We start from the raw sequence: 18,407 nt of genomic DNA on the forward strand, positions 1-18,407 counted from the left end.
ACGAATCGGAATGAAAGTTGGAGTGTTAACAAGTTCAAGAGCTGATTTTGGTATTTATTCGTCGTTATTGAAACGTATTCAAGAAGATAGTTTTTTTGACTTGGAGATTATTGCGTTCGGGACTCACCTTTCTAAATTTCATGGATATACTGTTGAACAGATAGTCGAGGCTAGATTTCCGAAAATTTACAAGATTGCTTCGCTGCTTACGAACGATGATGAGCATTCGATATCAACTGCATATGGGTTAACTGCGTTAAAATTCTCGGATTTTTGGGCTGATCATATGTATGATTGGGTACTATGCCTGGGAGATCGGTTTGAAATGGCTGCCGCTGTGCAGGCAGGGATACCATATGATGTAAATTTCGCGCATTTGCATGGTGGAGAAACAACGCTTGGGGCTATTGATAATATTTACCGACATCAGATTACGCTGGCCGCAAAGTTACATTTTCCCGCCACTCAACTATTTGCTGAAAGAATTATAGATATTACCGGAAATAAGAAAGGTATTAATGTTGTTGGTTCCCTATCTATTGATGAAATCGGAAACTTAAATATTCCTGACGAGGATGAATTCAGAAATAGATATAATATTCAAGGTGATTTCATCTTGATTACTTTTCATCCAGAAACAGTATCGCCCGAGCGAAACCGTGCGAATGCAAAGGAAATGTATAAAGCTTTGAAAATGCTATCTAAGAATATGAAGCTTGTTATAACAATGCCTAATGCTGACACGTACGGAACAATATTTCGAGCGAATCTACTTCAATTGAAAAATGAAGAAGCTGATCAGGTTATTTTAATTGAAACCTTTGGGAAATTAAATTATTTCGCTGCTATGCGATACTGCACTTTTCTGCTGGGTAACACATCAAGCGGAATTATTGAGGCCGCATCATTTGGGAAATATGTAATAAATGTAGGAGATAGGCAAAAAGGACGGGCGCAAAGCGGGAATGTCGTAAATACATCGTTTGACGCGAAAGAAATAAATCATGCGGCTTTGTCGCTCCTGCCTAAAGGGCGCTTTGCAGGAGTTAACATTTATTATAGACCGGGAACCGCAAGGGCGATTTTGGAGTCTTTGAAAAACTTTAACAATGAGGAGTTATAGAGATCATTTAATCCTACGGGGCACAACAATTCTACAGGCACTCATCCGCTTGGATGAACTTGCAAAAGACGCAATACTATTCGTAGTGGATGGAAACGATACTTTAATAGGTTCTTTAACTGATGGTGATGTAAGAAGGGGTTTGATCAAAGGGCTATCCACGTCATGCCGCGTTGACGAAATTATTCAAGCTAATCCCAAATTTTTAAGAAAGGGGGAAACTGATATCGATCAGGTTATCGAATATAGGGAAAAAAACTTTAGAGTATTACCAATACTAAATAAGGAAAATAAGGTTGTAAATGTGGTTAATTTTAGAGAAACACGATCTTATCTTCCTATTGACGCGGTAGTAATGGCGGGCGGGCGAGGTCAACGCTTAACGCCCTTAACAGATACTATTCCCAAACCTTTGTTAAGAGTAGGGGACAAACCTATTATGGAGTACAATGTTGATCGATTGGCTCTTTATGGAATAGACGATTTTTGGTTTTCCGTCAAGTACCTTGGAGACCAGATTAAAACATACTTCGCGGACGGTGCCAGGAAAAATATTCAAATACAGTATGTATGGGAAGACGAACCGCTGGGTACAATAGGAGCGGTATCTAAAATAAAAGACTTCACACACGATTATGTGCTAGTTACAAATTCGGATATACTTACCAATCTGGATTATGAGCATTTTTTTCTGGATTTTATAAAGAATGAAGCAGATTTTGCGGTTGTAACTATACCTTATTCCGTTAATGTGCCATATGCGGTTTTGGAGACCAATAATGGACATATTGTAAGCTTCAAAGAAAAGCCCACCTATACATATTATTCCAATGGCGGGATATATTTAATGAAAAGGGAAGTATTAAAGCATTTGCCTCAAAATACTTTTTTCAATGCGACTGATCTTATGGAAAAACTATTGGTAGAAAATCATAAGATTATTTCTTATCCTTTAGCCGGTTACTGGCTAGATATAGGAAAACCTGAAGATTTTGAGAAAGCTCAGGTGGATATTAACAAAATAAAATTTTAATGCTACCAAGTAATAAACCTTACCTTATCGGCGAAACCGCCTTCCATCATCAAGGTGATGAGTTATTTTTACGGGAATTGATTGATCATGGCGCGAATGCAAAGGCGAATGCAATCAAATTCCATTTATTGTTAGACTTGGATGATTACATGATTAAAACCCATGACGCCTATCACATTTTGCAAGAATGGATGCTAACGGAAAGCCAATGGGAGAATGTCATTGCCTATAACTCTGAGAAGGGCTTGGATAGCATTTTATTGTGTAATGATTTAAAGTCTATTGAGTTTGCGGTTAAGCTAGAAAGCGACTCGCTTAAGGCGATTGAACTTCATGCCACAGGCCTAAATGATTATTTTCTATTAAAAAAAGCTTCGGAGTTTGATAAAACTGTTATTCTCGGTATCGGAGGGTCTTCAATTGACGAAATTAGCTATGCGATAGAGATGTTAAAATCTTTAGGTAAAGATGATATTTTTTTAATGTACGGGTTCCAAAATTACCCTACCAGATATGAAAATATCAACCTAAAGAAGATGATTAAATTACAAAATCTGTTCGCTCTTCCAGTCGGATATGCCGACCATACAGATCCAAGTGATGAGTTTAATGAGATCGTTTCTATACTAGGAATTCCCATGGGAATTAATGTCTGCGAAAAGCATTTTACACATGTATTCGGCGAGAAGCGAATTGACTCCCAATCAGCGGTGAGCATGGAGCAGTTTGCAAAAATACGTAAAATGATGGATGCAGCATGGACTGCTGCTGGAGACGGAATACTAAAAATGTCTGAGGCCGAGTTAAGTTATGGAAACACAGGTCCGATGAAAAAGGCTATTGTTGCAAGCACACCTATAAAAAAAGGTGAAATCATTACCCTTGCCAAAATAGCTTTTAAGCGGACCAATGAAAGTACTTATATTTTACAAAAGTTCTTGCCTCAACTGTTGGGCGCAATAGCATCTAAGGATATAGAACAAGATGAGTTTATCGATTTCGCGAACGTGATTTATAAGTTCCAGAAAACAGATTTTGGTCAATTTAGCGCAAATAAATGAAAATAGGATACTTTATTACCGCTCGATTGAAGAGCAGCCGATTGAAGCAAAAAGTAATACTGCCGTTAAATAATTTAAACGTCATTGAACATGTAATTCGTCGATGTCAGCTAGTAAGTGGTATCGAAGGTGTCGTCATGTGTACTTCGACAAATTCTCAGGATGCTTTGCTATATGATTACGCATTAAAACATCAAATAAAGTTCTTTCCGGGATCAGAACATGATGTGTTGGCCAGACTACTGGATGCGGCTAAATATTACGGGTTTGACGCGTTTTTAAGCATTACAGCCGATAACCCTTTGCACTCGCCGCATATTGCAAATATCATTGTCGATTGGGTTAGAAGAGAACCATCAGATTTTGTTTTTACTTCAGGGGTTCCCATCGGGCTTGCGCCATATTTTATCACGACGAAAGCTCTTGAAGTTGCTGTTGAGATGAAAAAGGAAAGTGACACTGAAATTTGGGGGCCATTTGTTAACAGGCCGGATTTTTTTAATATTGGATACCTTGATATTAAGACGGCTTTGTTCGCGCCTAACATTCGGTTAACTTGTGATTACTTAGAAGATTATTTTTTATTAGAAGATATATATAGGCATTTCATCCCTGGGTATTGCCCAAGCTTGTTTGAGATTGCAAGGTTGATCCAGGAAGAGAAAGTTGTGCTACAGAATTTACAAGTTGAACAAAGAACCGTAGACGATCTCGTTTTGGAAAAAATAAATGACAACTTTGAAGCAAACAAAAGGCGGGGAGAGGAAATAGCGAAAAATATTGGCTTGATTTTGCGTCCCGGAAAAAGAAAATTGGAGATAACATTATGATTTTTGACGAGATAAAGAACGCAAGCTTTTACTACAATCTTCACCCATACATAAGAGAAGGGTTGGAATTTTTGATTAATCATGACGATCTAATGAATCTTGCCGTAGGTAAACAAGATATTGACGGCGATAATGTTTTTGCTTTGGTGCAAGAATATCAGACCAAAGAATTTAACGAGGAAATGTGGGAAGCACATAGAAAATACTATGATCTTCAATTTGTTGTTGATGGTGTTGAGAACATTGCAATTTCTCATATCAACGATATTTCTCCACGAACAGAATATAACGTCGGTGATGACTATCGTTTATTCAAGGGTATAGGTGCCAAAATAAAAGTCACAAGAGGTCAGTTTTTACTACTTTCACCCAAAGATGTTCATCAACCTGGGTTAATAGCTACAGAACCTGGACACGTAAAAAAGATAGTTCTCAAAATTCGCATCGAATAAGCAGCGGTATAGATGACGAATAATCTTCTTAGGCACTCTGCTATTTATTCATTCTTTACCCTTCTGCAAAGAGGTTTAAGTTTTTTTTTGCTTCCTCTTTATACGATTTACCTTACGAAAGATCAGTACGGAATTATAAGCCTATTCATGGCGGGCATTCCTTTTTTTGTGCTAATTGCAGGTCTATCCATTCGAGGAAGTACGGCATTTTATTATCAGGAATATAAAAGTAAAACTAAGTATTTGCGGCTGTTATTAGGTTCTAATGTGGCAGTACTAATGATATTTAGCGGGCTGATATTCGCTATAATGTTAATATTTAGTGGGGCGTTCATAACTGTGTTTTTTCGAGGTGTAAACCCCTATCCTACGTTCTTTCTTGCTTGCGTTAGTATTTTGTTGCAACCACTATATTATTTCTATCAGTCATATTTAAAAGCAAAAGAACGTGCGTTCAAATCGTCAATGTATGATCTTTTATACTTTGTTATTCTGATTGGGCTAAATCTATATTTTATTTTAATAAGAGATAAGCAAGCCAATGGAGTATTAATGGCAATGGCAATTAGCAATCTAGTAATGTTTATGATTGCCTTAGCAGACATGTGGGGAAATATTTCTCTGAATTTAAATCTTTCTCTTATTAAGAAAACCTTAAAATATTCCTTGCCAATACTGCCCCACAACTTATTTAGTTGGGCAATGAATTTGTCGGATAGAATTATTCTCAATCGCTTAACCTCGCTTGAAATTGTAGCAATTTTTGATATAGGGTCGCAATTCGGAAAAGTATTAAGCATAGTAACTTTAGGAGTAAATGCCGCTTATACCCCATGGTTTTTCCAACAGGTGAAAGCTGATTATATTGACAAGAACAAACTGGCGGTCGTTGCGGAAAGCCTTACATTGGTTTATATATTATTTGCAGCAATTATGAGCTGGCTAGCTCCTGAACTACTTTTAGCAATATCGAAATCTCAGTATGGCGAGTCATGGAAGATAGTTCCTTACGTATCGTTTGCTTTTGCTGTTAATGGCTTCTACTATTGCTTTAGTTCGGTTTTTTTTTTAGATCATACTAGGTATCTTTTTAGACTTTCAATCTTCGGCGCTGCATTCAATATAGCGTTGAATTTTTTATTAATTCCTTTTTATGGATTTTTAGGAGCTGCGATTGCCTGCTTAATTTCAAGGGTGATATTTTGCATTGTGTCCTTTTACTATAGTCAAAGGATCTTTTATATACCATATCGCGTTTTGAACATTGTTAGCTTTTTTTTCGCGGGTTTTTTGTTGACAACTTTGATGTTTTTAACTGAGCCCTTATATCAAGACGTTTCCTTAGTTAAGAGGATATTGGCAAAATGTATTATGCTCGCAGGCATCGGTACGCCAATTTTATTATGGCATTGGAGGAAAGTGCGCGCCGCTATAAAGAAGTAGTTTCCAAACGACCCCAACTAGTTTTCATGGTCAAGAAGAAGAATCTCAGAGATATTGAACAGAATCATCGAGTAAAAGATATAAAAGTTCGAAAGATACCGATTTGGATATTTCTTAGACAGAAAATTCATTTGGAGTTAATTCGAAGTCAATACGGCTATGATTCCCATTTGAGGACAAAGAACTTATTACATTTATTAGGTAGCTTTTTTTGGGGCTTACCAAATTGGTTTAAGACTAGAAATATTGATTATATATTTTTTAACAATGCGGATAAACGCGTGAGTCTTAACGATAAATATTTCGATATTTTTTTTGATGCTATTGCGGATAATGTCGGTCAAAGGAAATGTTTTTTTATTGAATGGGCTATTACAAAACATTTTCCGGTTCGCAGTACCTACTCCTCAAATGTAGTTTCTGATCTTCCCGTAAAGTTGATATCAACAGTATTGGCCAGGTTAATGGGATTCTTAAAAATAGAAGGAGATGAGGTTTTGCGAAAGATTAACCAGGAATACGGCCTCGCAATAAATTATGAAAAACTTGGTAAGCGGTTTTTAGCCGAATACTATGTCTACAGCCTTATTTTTAAGTTTATTAAGCCCAAAGCTATATTCGTTTTGTGCTATTACTCACGAAGCAGTATTGTAAAAGCCGCTAAAGATCTTGGGATAAGAGTTATAGAAGCTCAACATGGTTATGTGGGCAATAGTCATCAATTTTATAGGAGCGAACATGACTTCTACGACTTTTTTCCCGATGATTTTATTTCATTCGGCGAATATGAAAAGGGATGTAGAACGGCGGATTTCATTTTTAAGGAAAACCAAATACATCCAGTCGGCAGCTTTTGGCTAGAACATGTAAGAAATACATCAGAGAGCGAGGAGCTAAAAGAGTTCGTACGTAAGTATAGCAAGGTCTTTTGTGTGACACTTCAGGGGGTTAAAGAACGAAAGGTTCTGCAGTGGGTAAAGCGGCAAGCAATACGAAATCCAACTTTTTTATTTGTGGTGCGACCTAAATATCCTAACAGGCTTTACGGGAATTATCTGTCGGAGAACGTGGTGGTGCTTCCGAAGTATAACATTTATGAAATTCTAAAGTATTCGGATTACAATATAACAATATATTCAACAACAGCGATAGAAGCTAGTTTTTTTAATGTTAAAACGCTTTTCTATAATATCAATAATTTAAGCACACAGTATTTCGAACCTGAGAAGATTTATTCAAGTGTTATAGAGGAAGATGAAGATCTTACTGCTTTACATTTAGAAACACAGGATCATATTAGGGCTAATTACTTTCGGGAAGGGTACCTAACGAACATCAAGCATTTCAATATTGTATAATGCATAAAGTAATATTTGTATTGCTAATAATTCAACCCTTTGTCAATAAGCTTACACTCAAGGCGGGTGTTCCGTTTGATATATACAATGAGCTTATCAGTCTAGTGGTATTTTTTCTATTTGTCTATCGGTTTTTTAAAAATCATAAGGTTAATCGGAACTATCTTTATATACTATATATAGTTCTTTATATGGTTTTCGTCACCATTCTTCGTCGAAATGGCGGGCTCAGTTATGTCCAGATTTTGCTCTACTTACAGTTTTTCTTTTATTTTCTGTATTTCTATAGTTTTTCCCCCTATGTGAAAGAACGAATGATTAGAGACATAAAAGTGCTTTTGGATTATGTAGTTGTTGTAATTATTGCGTTTACGTTCTACGAGGTTTATTTTTCCAGCGATGTTCGAAATTTTTTTGGGGTTTCTAACTTCAATCGAGGCATTGGAAATTTTTATTTGGTGTCTATTTTCGGATCCGGGCCTAGTCTTGCAAGTTTTATGTCCCTTTACGTGATATATTGGTTTTATTATCACAAAGTATTGAGTCATAAAAACAATGTAAGACAAAGTGTATTATTGTATTTGTCCGTGATAATATGTCTATTATCGTTTTCCCGAAAGGAAGTGCTTTTGTTAAGTTCGTTTTTTGTGTTTTTCCCCTATTCCATCAAGTCTAAGTTGCAACGGACATTGAAAATTATCGTTGCGGCGGTTGTTGTGTGCGCTGGGCTTTTTATATACTACCAAGAGTTTTTTCAAGAAGCAAATGAAGTAGCAATGACCGATGATTATGTCAGATGGCAAATATTGCAGTATTCTGTCGACGTTTTTGATAAATATGCACCATTCGGCTCCGGCCCAGGAACATTTGGTTCTCAAATGTCACTTCAGCAGACGCATGTATATAATGAGTTTAATATAGGTCGACGAATCCTTGGCGATGGTTTAGCGAATCGAGGCCCAATATACGATGTGTTTCTATTCACATTTATAGCTGAAATTGGAATCGGGTTTTTACTGTATGGTGCATTTTTTCTGAAGCTTGCGAGATCTGTCATTTTAAAAGAAGGCAGGGCGAAACGTTTCATTGTACGTTTTCTAGTTTTTTATCTGTTTATTATGAGCATGTTTACCCCTGTTTTAATGAATTCTTTTGGATTTCTTTTGGCTTCCACTTTAGGGGTGTTTGTGACAATCATCGGTACGAAAAGGTTCAGTAGTGAGTATGCATAGGTTGAAATTATTTTTATACTATTTTATCATATCTAAACTTCCTCATTCAAGGCTTTTAATGGTGTCAAACCGCATTCGTGTGTGGTATATATCAAAAATCTTAAAGATTGCACAGAATGATAAAAATTCAAAGTTTGAAAATGGGATATATATATCTAATGCTCGAACACTTAAAATTGGTGCCTATGTTAGAATTAATGAAAATGTATTCCTTCAGGGCAAGATCACAATAGGTAGTTATGTTATGATTGCTCCAAATGTGGCGATTTACAGTTCAACCCATATTTACAATGATAAAACAATTCCTATGGTACTTAGCGGCAGTACGGTACCCAAAGAAGTGACAATTCACGATGATGTATGGGTTGGTAGAGGGGCAATTATTATGCCCGGTATAACTGTTGGAAGAGGAGCGATAATAGGTGCGAACGCTGTTGTAACCAAAGACGTTGAAGAATATACAATTGTCGGAGGAGTGCCGGCAAAGATTTTGAAAAAACGATAATTTTATTGATATGGTACTATTATAATCAACTGAATTGAGTAATATATGGACGTTGCTGTTATAAATGGGAAAAGAGCCTATGGTTTTGTTTCCACTGGAGAACTATTAGATTTTATTGAAGGGAAAAAAGGACTGTTGGTAGCTCTGAACCCCGAAAAGCTTAATCGAAATGAGCCGTTACTTGATCAGATTATAAATAATCACATAGGATACCCTGACGGCATTGGGGCTGTATTTGCGTTACGACTGAGAGGTGTTAAGGCAATTAGAATAACTGGTGCAGATTTCTGGCTCGATATTATAAAAAATAACTATAAATCGAAAAGTTTTTATTTAATAGGTGCAAGGCAAGATGTCCTCGAAGCAACAGTAGCAAGACTAAAGAAGGAGTATCCGAAAATAGAGATTAAGGGCTGGAGGAATGGTTACTTCAAGCATGAGGAAATTAACACAATTGCTGAAGAGATAAAGGCTACCGAGCCAGATTTTGTATTTGTTGCTATGGGAAGTCCGCGGCAAGAGTATTTAATGAATGAGTTATTTGGGCAGTTTGATAAGGCGCTATATATGGGGCTCGGAGGAAGTTATGACGTCTATTCGGGAAGTAAAAAGCGAGCACCTAAGGTTTTGCAAGTACTGGGTTTGGAGTGGTTTTATAGACTGGCATCCGAGCCTTCACGTTGGAGGAGACAGACAAGCTTGTTTGTTTTTTTGTACCGATTATTGTTGAAGAGGATATAGGTGATATTTTCGCTATGGCGACATACTAATAATAGACGATTGGATGGTTTTCCGAAAATCAAATAGCAAAGCCTTTTTTCTAGTTTTCCTGTTATGGAGCGTTGTGGTAAACTCCTACGCAAGGGAAATATATTGGCCGGAAGGGCTGGAGTTTAATTCGAAGAATATACAATTTATCCATAGAGGAAATTCTAACGTCACCATACGATTTTCAAGACAAACAGAGATTGGGGGTAATCCGCTTGTTGTTAATGAGAATATATCTTTATTCTTTACTGATCAGGGCCAGCTTGTTATAGGGCCAAACGAAGCTATTCACATCAATGGGATAGTCCAGGCGCAACGGAAAAGGATTTTTATAAACGCCAATACGTCAGATGACTTACCAGAAATAAAATTCGGTAGACTACGTGATTTTTATCCGGAGTGGTGGGGAGTGGTGCCTAATGTTAAGCCGCAATCACCGTGGAATAATTATGAGAACGTTAGGCAGATGATGTTAGACTTGAGAAATTCAAATGGAGGGCATCTGCATTTTGCTGAGGGGATATATTTTATAAGAGATTTGATCATTGATTTTAGTAATTTAACTGTATCTGGTGCGGGTAATAAGACGATATTAAAATATGACGATAGGCTAAACTCTTTAGTAACAACGACAAGACAAGGGCAAATAGTAGCTGTAAGAGGGCCGTCACGGGAAGGTAAATTGATGGGAAACTGGCATTGGGCTATAGATGAACAAATTGAAAATGTTACAATCAAGGATATTTCAATTATATATGAGCATAGGAATAAGAAGGCATTTGATCCATTGTTAAATGGCCTCGTAGTGATGAATGCAAAGGATATAAAAATTGAAAACGTCAAAATTAACTTAAGTGGTGGTAATAGAGGGATTTATATTGGAGCATGGTTAAGTAATGAGCAAACCGAAAATATCATTATAAGGAGATGTGAGATTCGCGAATGCCTTACGGGGATTTTCATCACTCACGGTGCGAAGACATATGGGAAGACAAGAAAAAATAGAGTGTTAAGCGATGTGCTGGTGCAGGAGTGTAGGATTTATGTTCAACGATCAAAGGTAGATCGGTCACCATCCGGATATTCTAGTGGCGTTTATATTCACGGGTCAGTCAACGATAATGAGATCACTTCTAATGCCGGTAAAATACAAATTGTCAATAACGAGATTCAAAATGCCGATATTGGAGTTCGCCTAGAGTTTCCCGTAACAGTAATAATACGTGACAATCTAATTAGTGCATTTAAGTTTTGCGGCATTTCCGGTCTTTTTAAGGATTGTACAATCCTTGGAAATTACTTTGATACACACAGTTTGCAAAATGCAGGGTTGTTTAATTATAATAATGCAGCAATAAATTTACGAGCCAACGCTCTAGACGGCGATGATCGAAGAAGCAATGCACTCGATGTCACAGGAAATATTTTTCATAATATTAGCAGTGAGCGAGGAGGGCCGATTAGTCATACGATTTTTGTAATGCCAACTACAAGCAATTTAATAACCATTGTTGATAACAGCTTCAAATATGAAGGTGCCGCCAATTCTAGATCGATACCATTATCTGATATAAAATGCTGGGTGGATGGCGGAAAAAGGCCGCTTTCACAAAGTACCTTGATTCATAGTGGTAATAAAATTCATGAAGGGCAAAAGAGCTTACGTTTATCTATTACTGGAAGAAATGCTGCAAAGTTTAGCGTTAAATCTAAAGAATGAAATTGTTAATCTCTGGAACTACTGGATTCGTCGGGCGAAATTTAGTAAGATACTTATATAGCACAGAAAAAGAATTATATTGTTTAGGACTGAACACCAGACATGATGGTGGTGTATCTGAAAGTATTTTATGGCACAATCTAAATTCGCTTGGATGCTATAAATGTAATACGGTAATTCATCTTGCTGGTAAAGCGCACGATATTATAGGTGCTTCTGATCCTCTTGAGTACTTTAAAGTTAATACAGGGCTTACAAAGAAATTATTTGACCTATTCATTGATAGCGATGCCCGCGATTTTATATATTTCAGTAGTGTCAAAGCGGTTGCTGATACGGTATTGGGCGTGTTGAATGAAGATGTAGCAGCAAACCCCAAAACTTCGTACGGAGAATCCAAATATAAAGCTGAACAATACCTGCTGTCTAAGGAACTTCCTGAGGGGAAACGTATTTTTATTCTTCGCCCATGTATGATTCACGGCCCTGGTAATAAAGGAAATTTAAATCTTCTATATAATGTTGTAAAAAAGGGCATTCCCTATCCTCTCGCAGCTTTTGAAAATAGACGATCCTTTTTATCAATCAACAACTTGCTTTTTGTTATTGAACAGTTATTGAATAACCCTGCAATACCTGGCGGTATCTATAATATTGCCGACGACGAACCTTTGGCCACCTCCGAAGTGATTAAAATAATGGGAGAGGCAAATGGTTCTAAACCGCGTCTTTGGTCTCTTTCACCTACACTAATACAAACCTTTGTAAGGGTTGGTGATAAACTCCGCCTTCCACTTAACTCGGAGCGCCTAAAGAAGCTCACTGAAAGTTATGTTGTCAGTAATCATAAATTAAAAAACGCCTTGGGAATTAAAGCTTTGCCTGTTTCTTCTCGTGATGGCTTATTGGAAACCATCAGAAGTTTCGAAAAGTAATGTACTACCTTATCGTTTTAGCGATTCTTCTACTCCTCGAACGCATCTACTTCCGCATCGCCGATCGCTATAACATCATTGACAAACCCAACGAACGCAGTTCCCACGATCGAATCGTAATTCGGGGTGGTGGAATTATAGTTCCACTAGCCGCATTGATTTGGTGGGTGTTGAGTGGCTGGCATTATCCTTTTTTGATGGGTGGCCTGCTGTTAGTTTCGCTGATCAGCTTCCTTGATGATATTTATACCTTATCAAACAAGATTCGGCTACTGGTACAGTTTACTGCAGCGGCTTTGGTATTATATGAAACAGGTCTGGGGATATATAGCTGGCTGCTCTGGATTCCGCTGCTGGTTGTGATAGTCGGGTTTAAAAATGCCTTTAACTTTATGGATGGCATCAACGGGATTACTGCATTGTATTCCCTGTCAGCAATTGCAGGCTTTTTCTACGTTAATACTATTAGCCAGTTTACAGACGAAACGCTGCTTATTTATATTGCGCTGGCTGTCCTGGTGTTCGCTTATTTTAACCTCAGGAAGAAGGCGCGATGTTTTGCGGGAGACGTGGGTGCGGTGGCACTCGCCTTTCTTCTGGCTTTTTGGATGATACAGCTGGTGCTGGATACCGGGGAGGGTCTTTATATACTATTTTTTGCTGTGTATGGAGTAGACGCGGTACTTACGATTTTTCATCGCTTGTTAAAAAAGGAAAATATTTTTCAGGCTCATCGTTCTCATTTGTACCAATACATGGCAAATGAACGGAGAATGGGTCACGTACCGGTTTCGTTATTATACTTTGTATTGCAGGCTGCGATAAATCTGCTGGTGATCTTTTGGCTGCAATTGGTCGGTGGAACCAACTGGCCCCTGTTTATTGCCATCCTGCTTGTATTGAGCGCGATATATGTGGCTGCTAAATTTTCTATACTTCGTAAACTAAAAAGTCAAACAACCTGATGTTTTTATACGGAGCCGGCGGTCACGCGAAAGTAATTTTGGAAATTCTGGAATCCAGGGGGATTTTGATTAGCGGGCTGCTGGATGACCGGGACGCCATCTCGGAATTATTTGGTTACCCCGTAAAAAAATATAAACCTGGGATGGAAATTGACCATCTTCTGTTGGCTATTGGAAATAATTTGGTTCGAAAAAACCTGGCGACTGAAATCAGTACTACCTACGGAACAGCTATTCACCCCTCGGCAATCATTTCGGAAAGAAGTCACATAGGCGAAGGTTCGGTTGTGATGGCGGGAGCGATCATTAGTGCTTCAGCCAAAATTGGCCGGCATTGTATTATTAATGTTAATGCGGTTGTTGACCATGACTGCCGTGTTGCCGATTTTGCTCATGTAGCACCTGGAGCCTGTCTTTGTGGAGGGGCAGAAGTCGGAGAAGGCGCCTGGATTGGGGCGGGTTCCGTAGTGAAGTCTGGCGTTCGTATAGGCGATTGGGTGCAATTAGCGCCTGGGAGCGTTGTGTTGGAAGATATTAGCAGCTAAAGAATTTTTTTGGATATTTACTCTAGTTGGTCTATGGAGTATTTTAGTCGCTGTCTGTGATTTCCTGGTCCACGCTTAAAACTGATAGGTAGGAAACATTTTCATATTCTTCATTTTCCCGGAAGGCGGATTGTAGTTTCCGCGGGTTTTAGGAAAGGCCACACTATGGGAGAAATAGATGCTTATGCTCCATGAATGGTTTAATGGCTCGAAAGGTTTGGTCCGGATTATCCAAATAAGCTCATTCAGTATGGGCTTTAAGCTCAAATTGCCCGCTTTTTGACCCTAAAATCATTCGGAATTGAGCTTATAATTTCCAGTATGTAGTAACGTTGTAAACGGAAAATAAGAATGCACAAAAAATAGAAAATAGGAATACCCAGAATTTGGCAACAAGAATGCACAGGTTTTCCGGGAATGGGGCCGCGGCCCCATTCCCGGATTTCCCGAGCTTCGGCGGTTCACCAAAACACGTCGAAGATGAATGTATTCTTGAACAAATTTATGATGTATTACGAGATTCACCGCATGGACCGCGAAGATTGTTCCGTGTCCTACATCAGCCGAACGCTGGGCATTAACCGACGAACCGTCAAAAAGTACCTGCTCATGAGCGAGCAGGACTATGAGCAGCACCTGATCAGTGGAACCCGGCGCCCCAAAACACTGCTGCCTTATGAAGGGTTTATCAAAGAACGCTTAACCCTTTACCCGGACACATCAGCCGCTCAGTTGTTTGATTGGCTGAAGGAGCATCATGCTGATCTCCCCCCGGTTAGTAGCCGAACTGTTTTTAATTTCGTCGCCTCCATGCGGGAAAAATACAACATCCCCCGCACCAAAATGTTGAGAGACTGTGGCCCCGTCCCTGAGCTTCCCTATGGGCTGCAGGTCCAGGTTGATTTCGGGCAATACAATATGCGCAGAAGTGATGGCGGTACTGCCAAGGTCTTTTTTTTGACGATGGTACTTTCCCGGTCCCGCTACAAGTATGTTTGGTTCCTGGATCATCCGTTTACTACTGAGGAGGCCATCACCGCTCATGAAGCAGGGTTTGCTTTCTTTGGCGGAGTCGCCGGGGAAGCCGTTTATGACCAGGACCGGCTGTTTCTTATCAGTGAAAACCATGGTGACCTGATCCTGACCGATGCCTTCCGGCAGTATGTCCGTCTGCGCGCCTTCCGCCTCCACTTCTGCCGCAAGGCAGATCCCCAGAGCAAGGGAAAGGTGGAGAACGTGATCCGGTATGTCAAGCAGAACTTCCTGTATAACCGTACCTATTACGACCCGGACACCCTGCAGGAAGAAGCATTAGGCTGGTTGGGGCGCACCGCCAATGCCCTCACCCACGAGGGAACCGGCAAGGTCCCTTACAGCGAATGGGTCACTGAGCAGCCATTCCTGGTTCCTTACACACCCATTGCCGTTACCCCGGTGAAGGCAGCTTATACCGTGCGAAAAGACAACACCATCTGCTTCAAAAGTAATTACTACTCTCTTCCCCTGGGCACCTACCAGGGCAGGGGAAGTCAGGTCACCCTTCAGGTGGAGGGCACTCAGCTGGTAATCTGGGGGGAAGAAGGCAAATTGATTTGCAAGCATACCATCTCTGCGGGGAAGGGACAGAAGATCATCAATAACGATCACAAACGGGATAAGTCAGGGCCCATCTCGGCACTTATCGAAGAGGTAGCCGCTTTGCTGGAAGAGCCGGATCTGGGGCGGCAGCTGCTGCAGCGGATCCGGAAAGACAAGCCCCGTTACGTGCGCGATCAGCTGCTACTGCTCAGGGAGATCATCCAGGGAGCCGATAAGGAGATCGTGAAACAAGCCCTGGAATATGCCCTTGCCCGGCAGATCGTCAGCGCCACCGATTTTCGGGCTCTGGTAGCACACTATGGCAAACAAAAGGAGCAGAAAGACGGCCAAAGCAACATCCGCTATCTAAACCCCTTAGGAGGGAAGCTTCCGCTGGCGGCCCTGACAGCCCCCGATAAAAGTAATATCGATGATTACGAGCAATTGTTAAACGGTAAATAATAACCACTTCACTATTAGATCATGACAGAAAAAAAAGAACAGATCAAACACCTGTGCAAGCAGTTTAAGATGAGCGGGATCGCCCACTCCCTGGACACGCTCATCGCCCAGGGGGAATCCCAGGAAATGGGCCTGACCGAATTCACCTGGAATCTTCTTGAGACAGAAGCTTCCCATCGCCAGCAGCGGGAAATGGAAAGGCGGTTAAAAACCGCCCGCCTGCCTGCCTCCTCTTCCCTGGAAGCCTACGATGCCACCGTGGAGAACGGCCTTCCTAAAAATCGCTTAAATCAGCTCAGGGAGCTTAACTGGTTAGATCAAATCTATAATATCATCCTGCTCGGTCCCAGCGGCGTGGGTAAAACACATTTGGCGGCCGGTCTCTGCAGAGACGCCATCCAGGGAGGGTACAATGCCTTCTTCCGAACAATGGAGGATATTATGAATATGCTGAAAATGAAAGACATGACCCGATCTGCCATGGCCGACTATAAACGCCTGACCAAGGCACAACTCATCGTCATCGACGATATGATGCTCTTCCCGGTAGAAAAAGCTCAGGCCGTCGCCTTGTTCAACTTCATTAACCATTTGTATGAAAGCACTTCCTTCATTATCACTACCAATAAGATGCCGGCTGAATGGGCAGGCCTGCTGGGCGACGAGGTCCTGGCAACCGCTCTATTGGACCGCCTGCTCTACCGGTGCGAAGCCATCACACTCACCGGAAAAAGCTATCGTTTAAAGCATCGAAAATCTATCTTTGAACACTCCACTGCTTAACCTATATTTGACCCGGTAATTGTGCACCCTTGTTTCCAAAAACTGTGCATTCCTAATTGCCAAAAACTGTGCACTTTGAGTTTCCGGTTACAAACGTCTATCAAGTGTATAACCACTGCCAAAAATTAATATCTTTAACACAGTCAAAAATGAAAAGGATCAAATTCAGCGAAAACGCAGAATCAGCATGAAAGATATTATCAAAGGATTTGGATTTTTATCTGCGGGCTTCATCAGCCTTTTGCTCGCCGCCTGCACGGGCGCAGGAAAATCGGGCCAACAGACAGCTTCAGAAAAGCAGGCGCTTCCGAATATCGTATACATCATTTCGGATGACCAAGCCTGGACCGACTATGGTTTTACGGGGCATCCCTATATTCAGACCCCGCATATTGACCGCCTGGCACAGGAGGGAAGAACGTACACGCGAGGCTATTCGGTAGCTCCCCTGTGCAGCCCCTCGCTGGCCACACTGATCACCGGGGTTTATCCGCAGCAGCATGGAATTACGGGCAATGACCCCCGGTTTGATTTCGAAGGCAAGCGTTACAGTAAAGAGTGGATGTTGGAGCGCCGCCAGCGTTTTCAGCCCTGGCTGGACCGCTTTCAGCAGCACCCTACTGTGCCCCAGCTATTGGCGGACAGAGGTTACCTATCCTTTCAGTCAGGGAAATGGTGGGGCGGACATTGGAAAGAAGGCGGCTTTACCGGGGGAATGACCCATGGCGACGTAACCCGCGGCGGCCGGCACGGAGACGAGGGCCTTAAGATTGGCCGCGAGGGCTTGCGGCCGGTATTCGATTTTATTGACGATGCCATGGCGCAGGACAAACCATTTTTTCTTTGGTATGCGCCCTTTCTTCCCCATGCTCCTCATACACCGCCCGATTCGCTGCTGCAAAAATACATCGACAAAACCCCCTCGGAGGCCGTGGCTCGCTACTGGGCCATGTGCGAATGGTTCGACCAGACAATTGGCGAACTGCTTCAGGAACTTGAAGACAAAGGGCTTTCAGAAAATACGCTTGTGGTCTATGCCTGTGATAATGGCTGGATCCAGGATCCGGAAAAGAGCAATGCATACATGCCGGGATCAAAGCAGGATCCGAATGAAATTGGCATCCGCACACCCTTGATCTTCCGCTGGCCCAACCGCATCAAACCCGGCCTGGATACCACGACCCTGGTCAGCACCATTGACCTGGTACCTACCATGCTGGACGCCGCCGCAGTTCCCGCACTACCTGCCATGCCCGGCTTGAGCATGCTGGATGCAAAAGCGCTTGAGGCCCGCGACACCATCTTTGCCATTGATTTTGACCACGACATGGTCTCGGCAGACGATCCCGGAGCGTCCCTGCAGCACAGAATGGTACTAACACATCCCTGGAAACTAATTGATCCGGAGCCCGCAAACGAACCCGGACAACCCGAGCTATACAATATATTTGATGATCCCTTTGAGACCAATAACCTGGCCGGTGAATACCCGGAGGTGGTGGCAAAGCTGAAGGCAAGCCTTAATGGTTGGTGGAAACCCTGAGGGGTGGAATATAGCCAAAAGCTCTACGAATTTTCTTGCAGCTGTTTCCAGGTGTCACTACCTTTACTTTT

Annotated in this window: 16 protein-coding genes and 1 pseudogene; all 17 read left to right on the plus strand. The window is 41.0% G+C overall.

The window, feature by feature from the left end; translation table 11 throughout:
- The first annotated feature begins 10 nt into the window (after positions 1–10).
- The 17 genes and pseudogenes from neuC (at position 11) to FRZ59_RS07245 (ending at position 18,336) form a co-directional block, all read left to right on the plus strand.
- A complete protein-coding gene (gene neuC, locus FRZ59_RS07165; RefSeq protein ID WP_132130594.1) occupies positions 11–1,123 on the plus strand; it encodes a UDP-N-acetylglucosamine 2-epimerase in 1,113 nt (370 codons plus the stop codon).
- Positions 1,110–2,156, plus strand: a complete 1,047-nt coding sequence (locus tag FRZ59_RS07170; RefSeq protein WP_132130593.1) for a nucleotidyltransferase family protein — start codon at positions 1,110–1,112, stop codon at positions 2,154–2,156. The genes neuC and FRZ59_RS07170 overlap by 14 nt, the downstream gene beginning before the upstream one ends.
- Positions 2,156–3,217, plus strand: a complete 1,062-nt coding sequence (locus FRZ59_RS07175; protein WP_132130592.1) for an N-acetylneuraminate synthase family protein — start codon at positions 2,156–2,158, stop codon at positions 3,215–3,217. Before FRZ59_RS07170 ends, FRZ59_RS07175 begins: the two co-directional genes overlap by 1 nt.
- A complete protein-coding gene (locus FRZ59_RS07180) occupies positions 3,214–4,047 on the plus strand; it encodes a cytidylyltransferase domain-containing protein (RefSeq protein WP_132130591.1) in 834 nt (277 codons plus the stop codon). Before FRZ59_RS07175 ends, FRZ59_RS07180 begins: the two co-directional genes overlap by 4 nt.
- The gene (locus FRZ59_RS07185; RefSeq protein ID WP_132130590.1) at positions 4,044–4,499 is read left to right on the plus strand and encodes a NanQ anomerase/TabA/YiaL family protein; all 456 of its coding nucleotides are present in this window, start codon (positions 4,044–4,046) and stop codon (positions 4,497–4,499) included. Before FRZ59_RS07180 ends, FRZ59_RS07185 begins: the two co-directional genes overlap by 4 nt.
- Before the next feature lie 12 nt (positions 4,500–4,511).
- Positions 4,512–5,942, plus strand: coding sequence for an oligosaccharide flippase family protein (locus tag FRZ59_RS07190; protein ID WP_132130589.1), 1,431 nt, complete (start codon positions 4,512–4,514; stop codon positions 5,940–5,942).
- Positions 5,903–7,300 carry a glycosyltransferase family protein gene (locus FRZ59_RS07195; RefSeq protein ID WP_132130588.1) on the plus strand — a complete coding sequence of 466 codons (1,398 nt, stop codon included), beginning with the start codon at positions 5,903–5,905 and terminating at the stop codon, positions 7,298–7,300. The genes FRZ59_RS07190 and FRZ59_RS07195 overlap by 40 nt, the downstream gene beginning before the upstream one ends.
- 302 nt (positions 7,301–7,602) lie before the next feature.
- Positions 7,603–8,532 carry a hypothetical protein gene (locus FRZ59_RS18985; RefSeq protein WP_225975232.1) on the plus strand — a complete coding sequence of 310 codons (930 nt, stop codon included), beginning with the start codon at positions 7,603–7,605 and terminating at the stop codon, positions 8,530–8,532.
- Between the two features lie 346 nt (positions 8,533–8,878).
- A pseudogene (locus FRZ59_RS19940) lies at positions 8,879–9,037 on the plus strand (DapH/DapD/GlmU-related protein); the annotation flags it as partial.
- Positions 9,038–9,082: 45 nt separating this feature from the next.
- Positions 9,083–9,778, plus strand: coding sequence for a WecB/TagA/CpsF family glycosyltransferase (locus FRZ59_RS07210; protein ID WP_132130585.1), 696 nt, complete (start codon positions 9,083–9,085; stop codon positions 9,776–9,778).
- A gap of 43 nt (positions 9,779–9,821) precedes the next feature.
- Entirely contained in the window at positions 9,822–11,525 is a 1,704-nt protein-coding gene (locus FRZ59_RS07215; protein WP_132130584.1) for a right-handed parallel beta-helix repeat-containing protein, read from the plus strand.
- Entirely contained in the window at positions 11,522–12,460 is a 939-nt protein-coding gene (locus tag FRZ59_RS07220; protein WP_132130583.1) for an NAD-dependent epimerase/dehydratase family protein, read from the plus strand. Before FRZ59_RS07215 ends, FRZ59_RS07220 begins: the two co-directional genes overlap by 4 nt.
- Positions 12,460–13,425 (plus strand): MraY family glycosyltransferase, encoded by a 966-nt coding sequence (locus FRZ59_RS07225; RefSeq protein ID WP_132130582.1) that lies wholly within the window; start codon positions 12,460–12,462, stop codon positions 13,423–13,425. The genes FRZ59_RS07220 and FRZ59_RS07225 overlap by 1 nt, the downstream gene beginning before the upstream one ends.
- Positions 13,425–13,970, plus strand: coding sequence for an acetyltransferase (locus FRZ59_RS07230; RefSeq protein ID WP_132130581.1), 546 nt, complete (start codon positions 13,425–13,427; stop codon positions 13,968–13,970). Before FRZ59_RS07225 ends, FRZ59_RS07230 begins: the two co-directional genes overlap by 1 nt.
- Before the next feature lie 480 nt (positions 13,971–14,450).
- Positions 14,451–16,010, plus strand: coding sequence for an IS21 family transposase (istA, locus tag FRZ59_RS07235; protein WP_158640556.1), 1,560 nt, complete (start codon positions 14,451–14,453; stop codon positions 16,008–16,010).
- A gap of 21 nt (positions 16,011–16,031) precedes the next feature.
- Entirely contained in the window at positions 16,032–16,793 is a 762-nt protein-coding gene (gene istB / locus FRZ59_RS07240; protein ID WP_132130816.1) for an IS21-like element helper ATPase IstB, read from the plus strand.
- A gap of 187 nt (positions 16,794–16,980) precedes the next feature.
- Positions 16,981–18,336 carry a sulfatase family protein gene (locus FRZ59_RS07245; protein ID WP_132130818.1) on the plus strand — a complete coding sequence of 452 codons (1,356 nt, stop codon included), beginning with the start codon at positions 16,981–16,983 and terminating at the stop codon, positions 18,334–18,336.
- The last annotated feature ends 71 nt before the right edge of the window (positions 18,337–18,407 follow it).

The sequence above is a fragment of the Anseongella ginsenosidimutans genome (genome assembly GCF_008033235.1).
GTDB classification, from domain to species: Bacteria; Bacteroidota; Bacteroidia; order Sphingobacteriales; family Sphingobacteriaceae; genus Anseongella; species Anseongella ginsenosidimutans.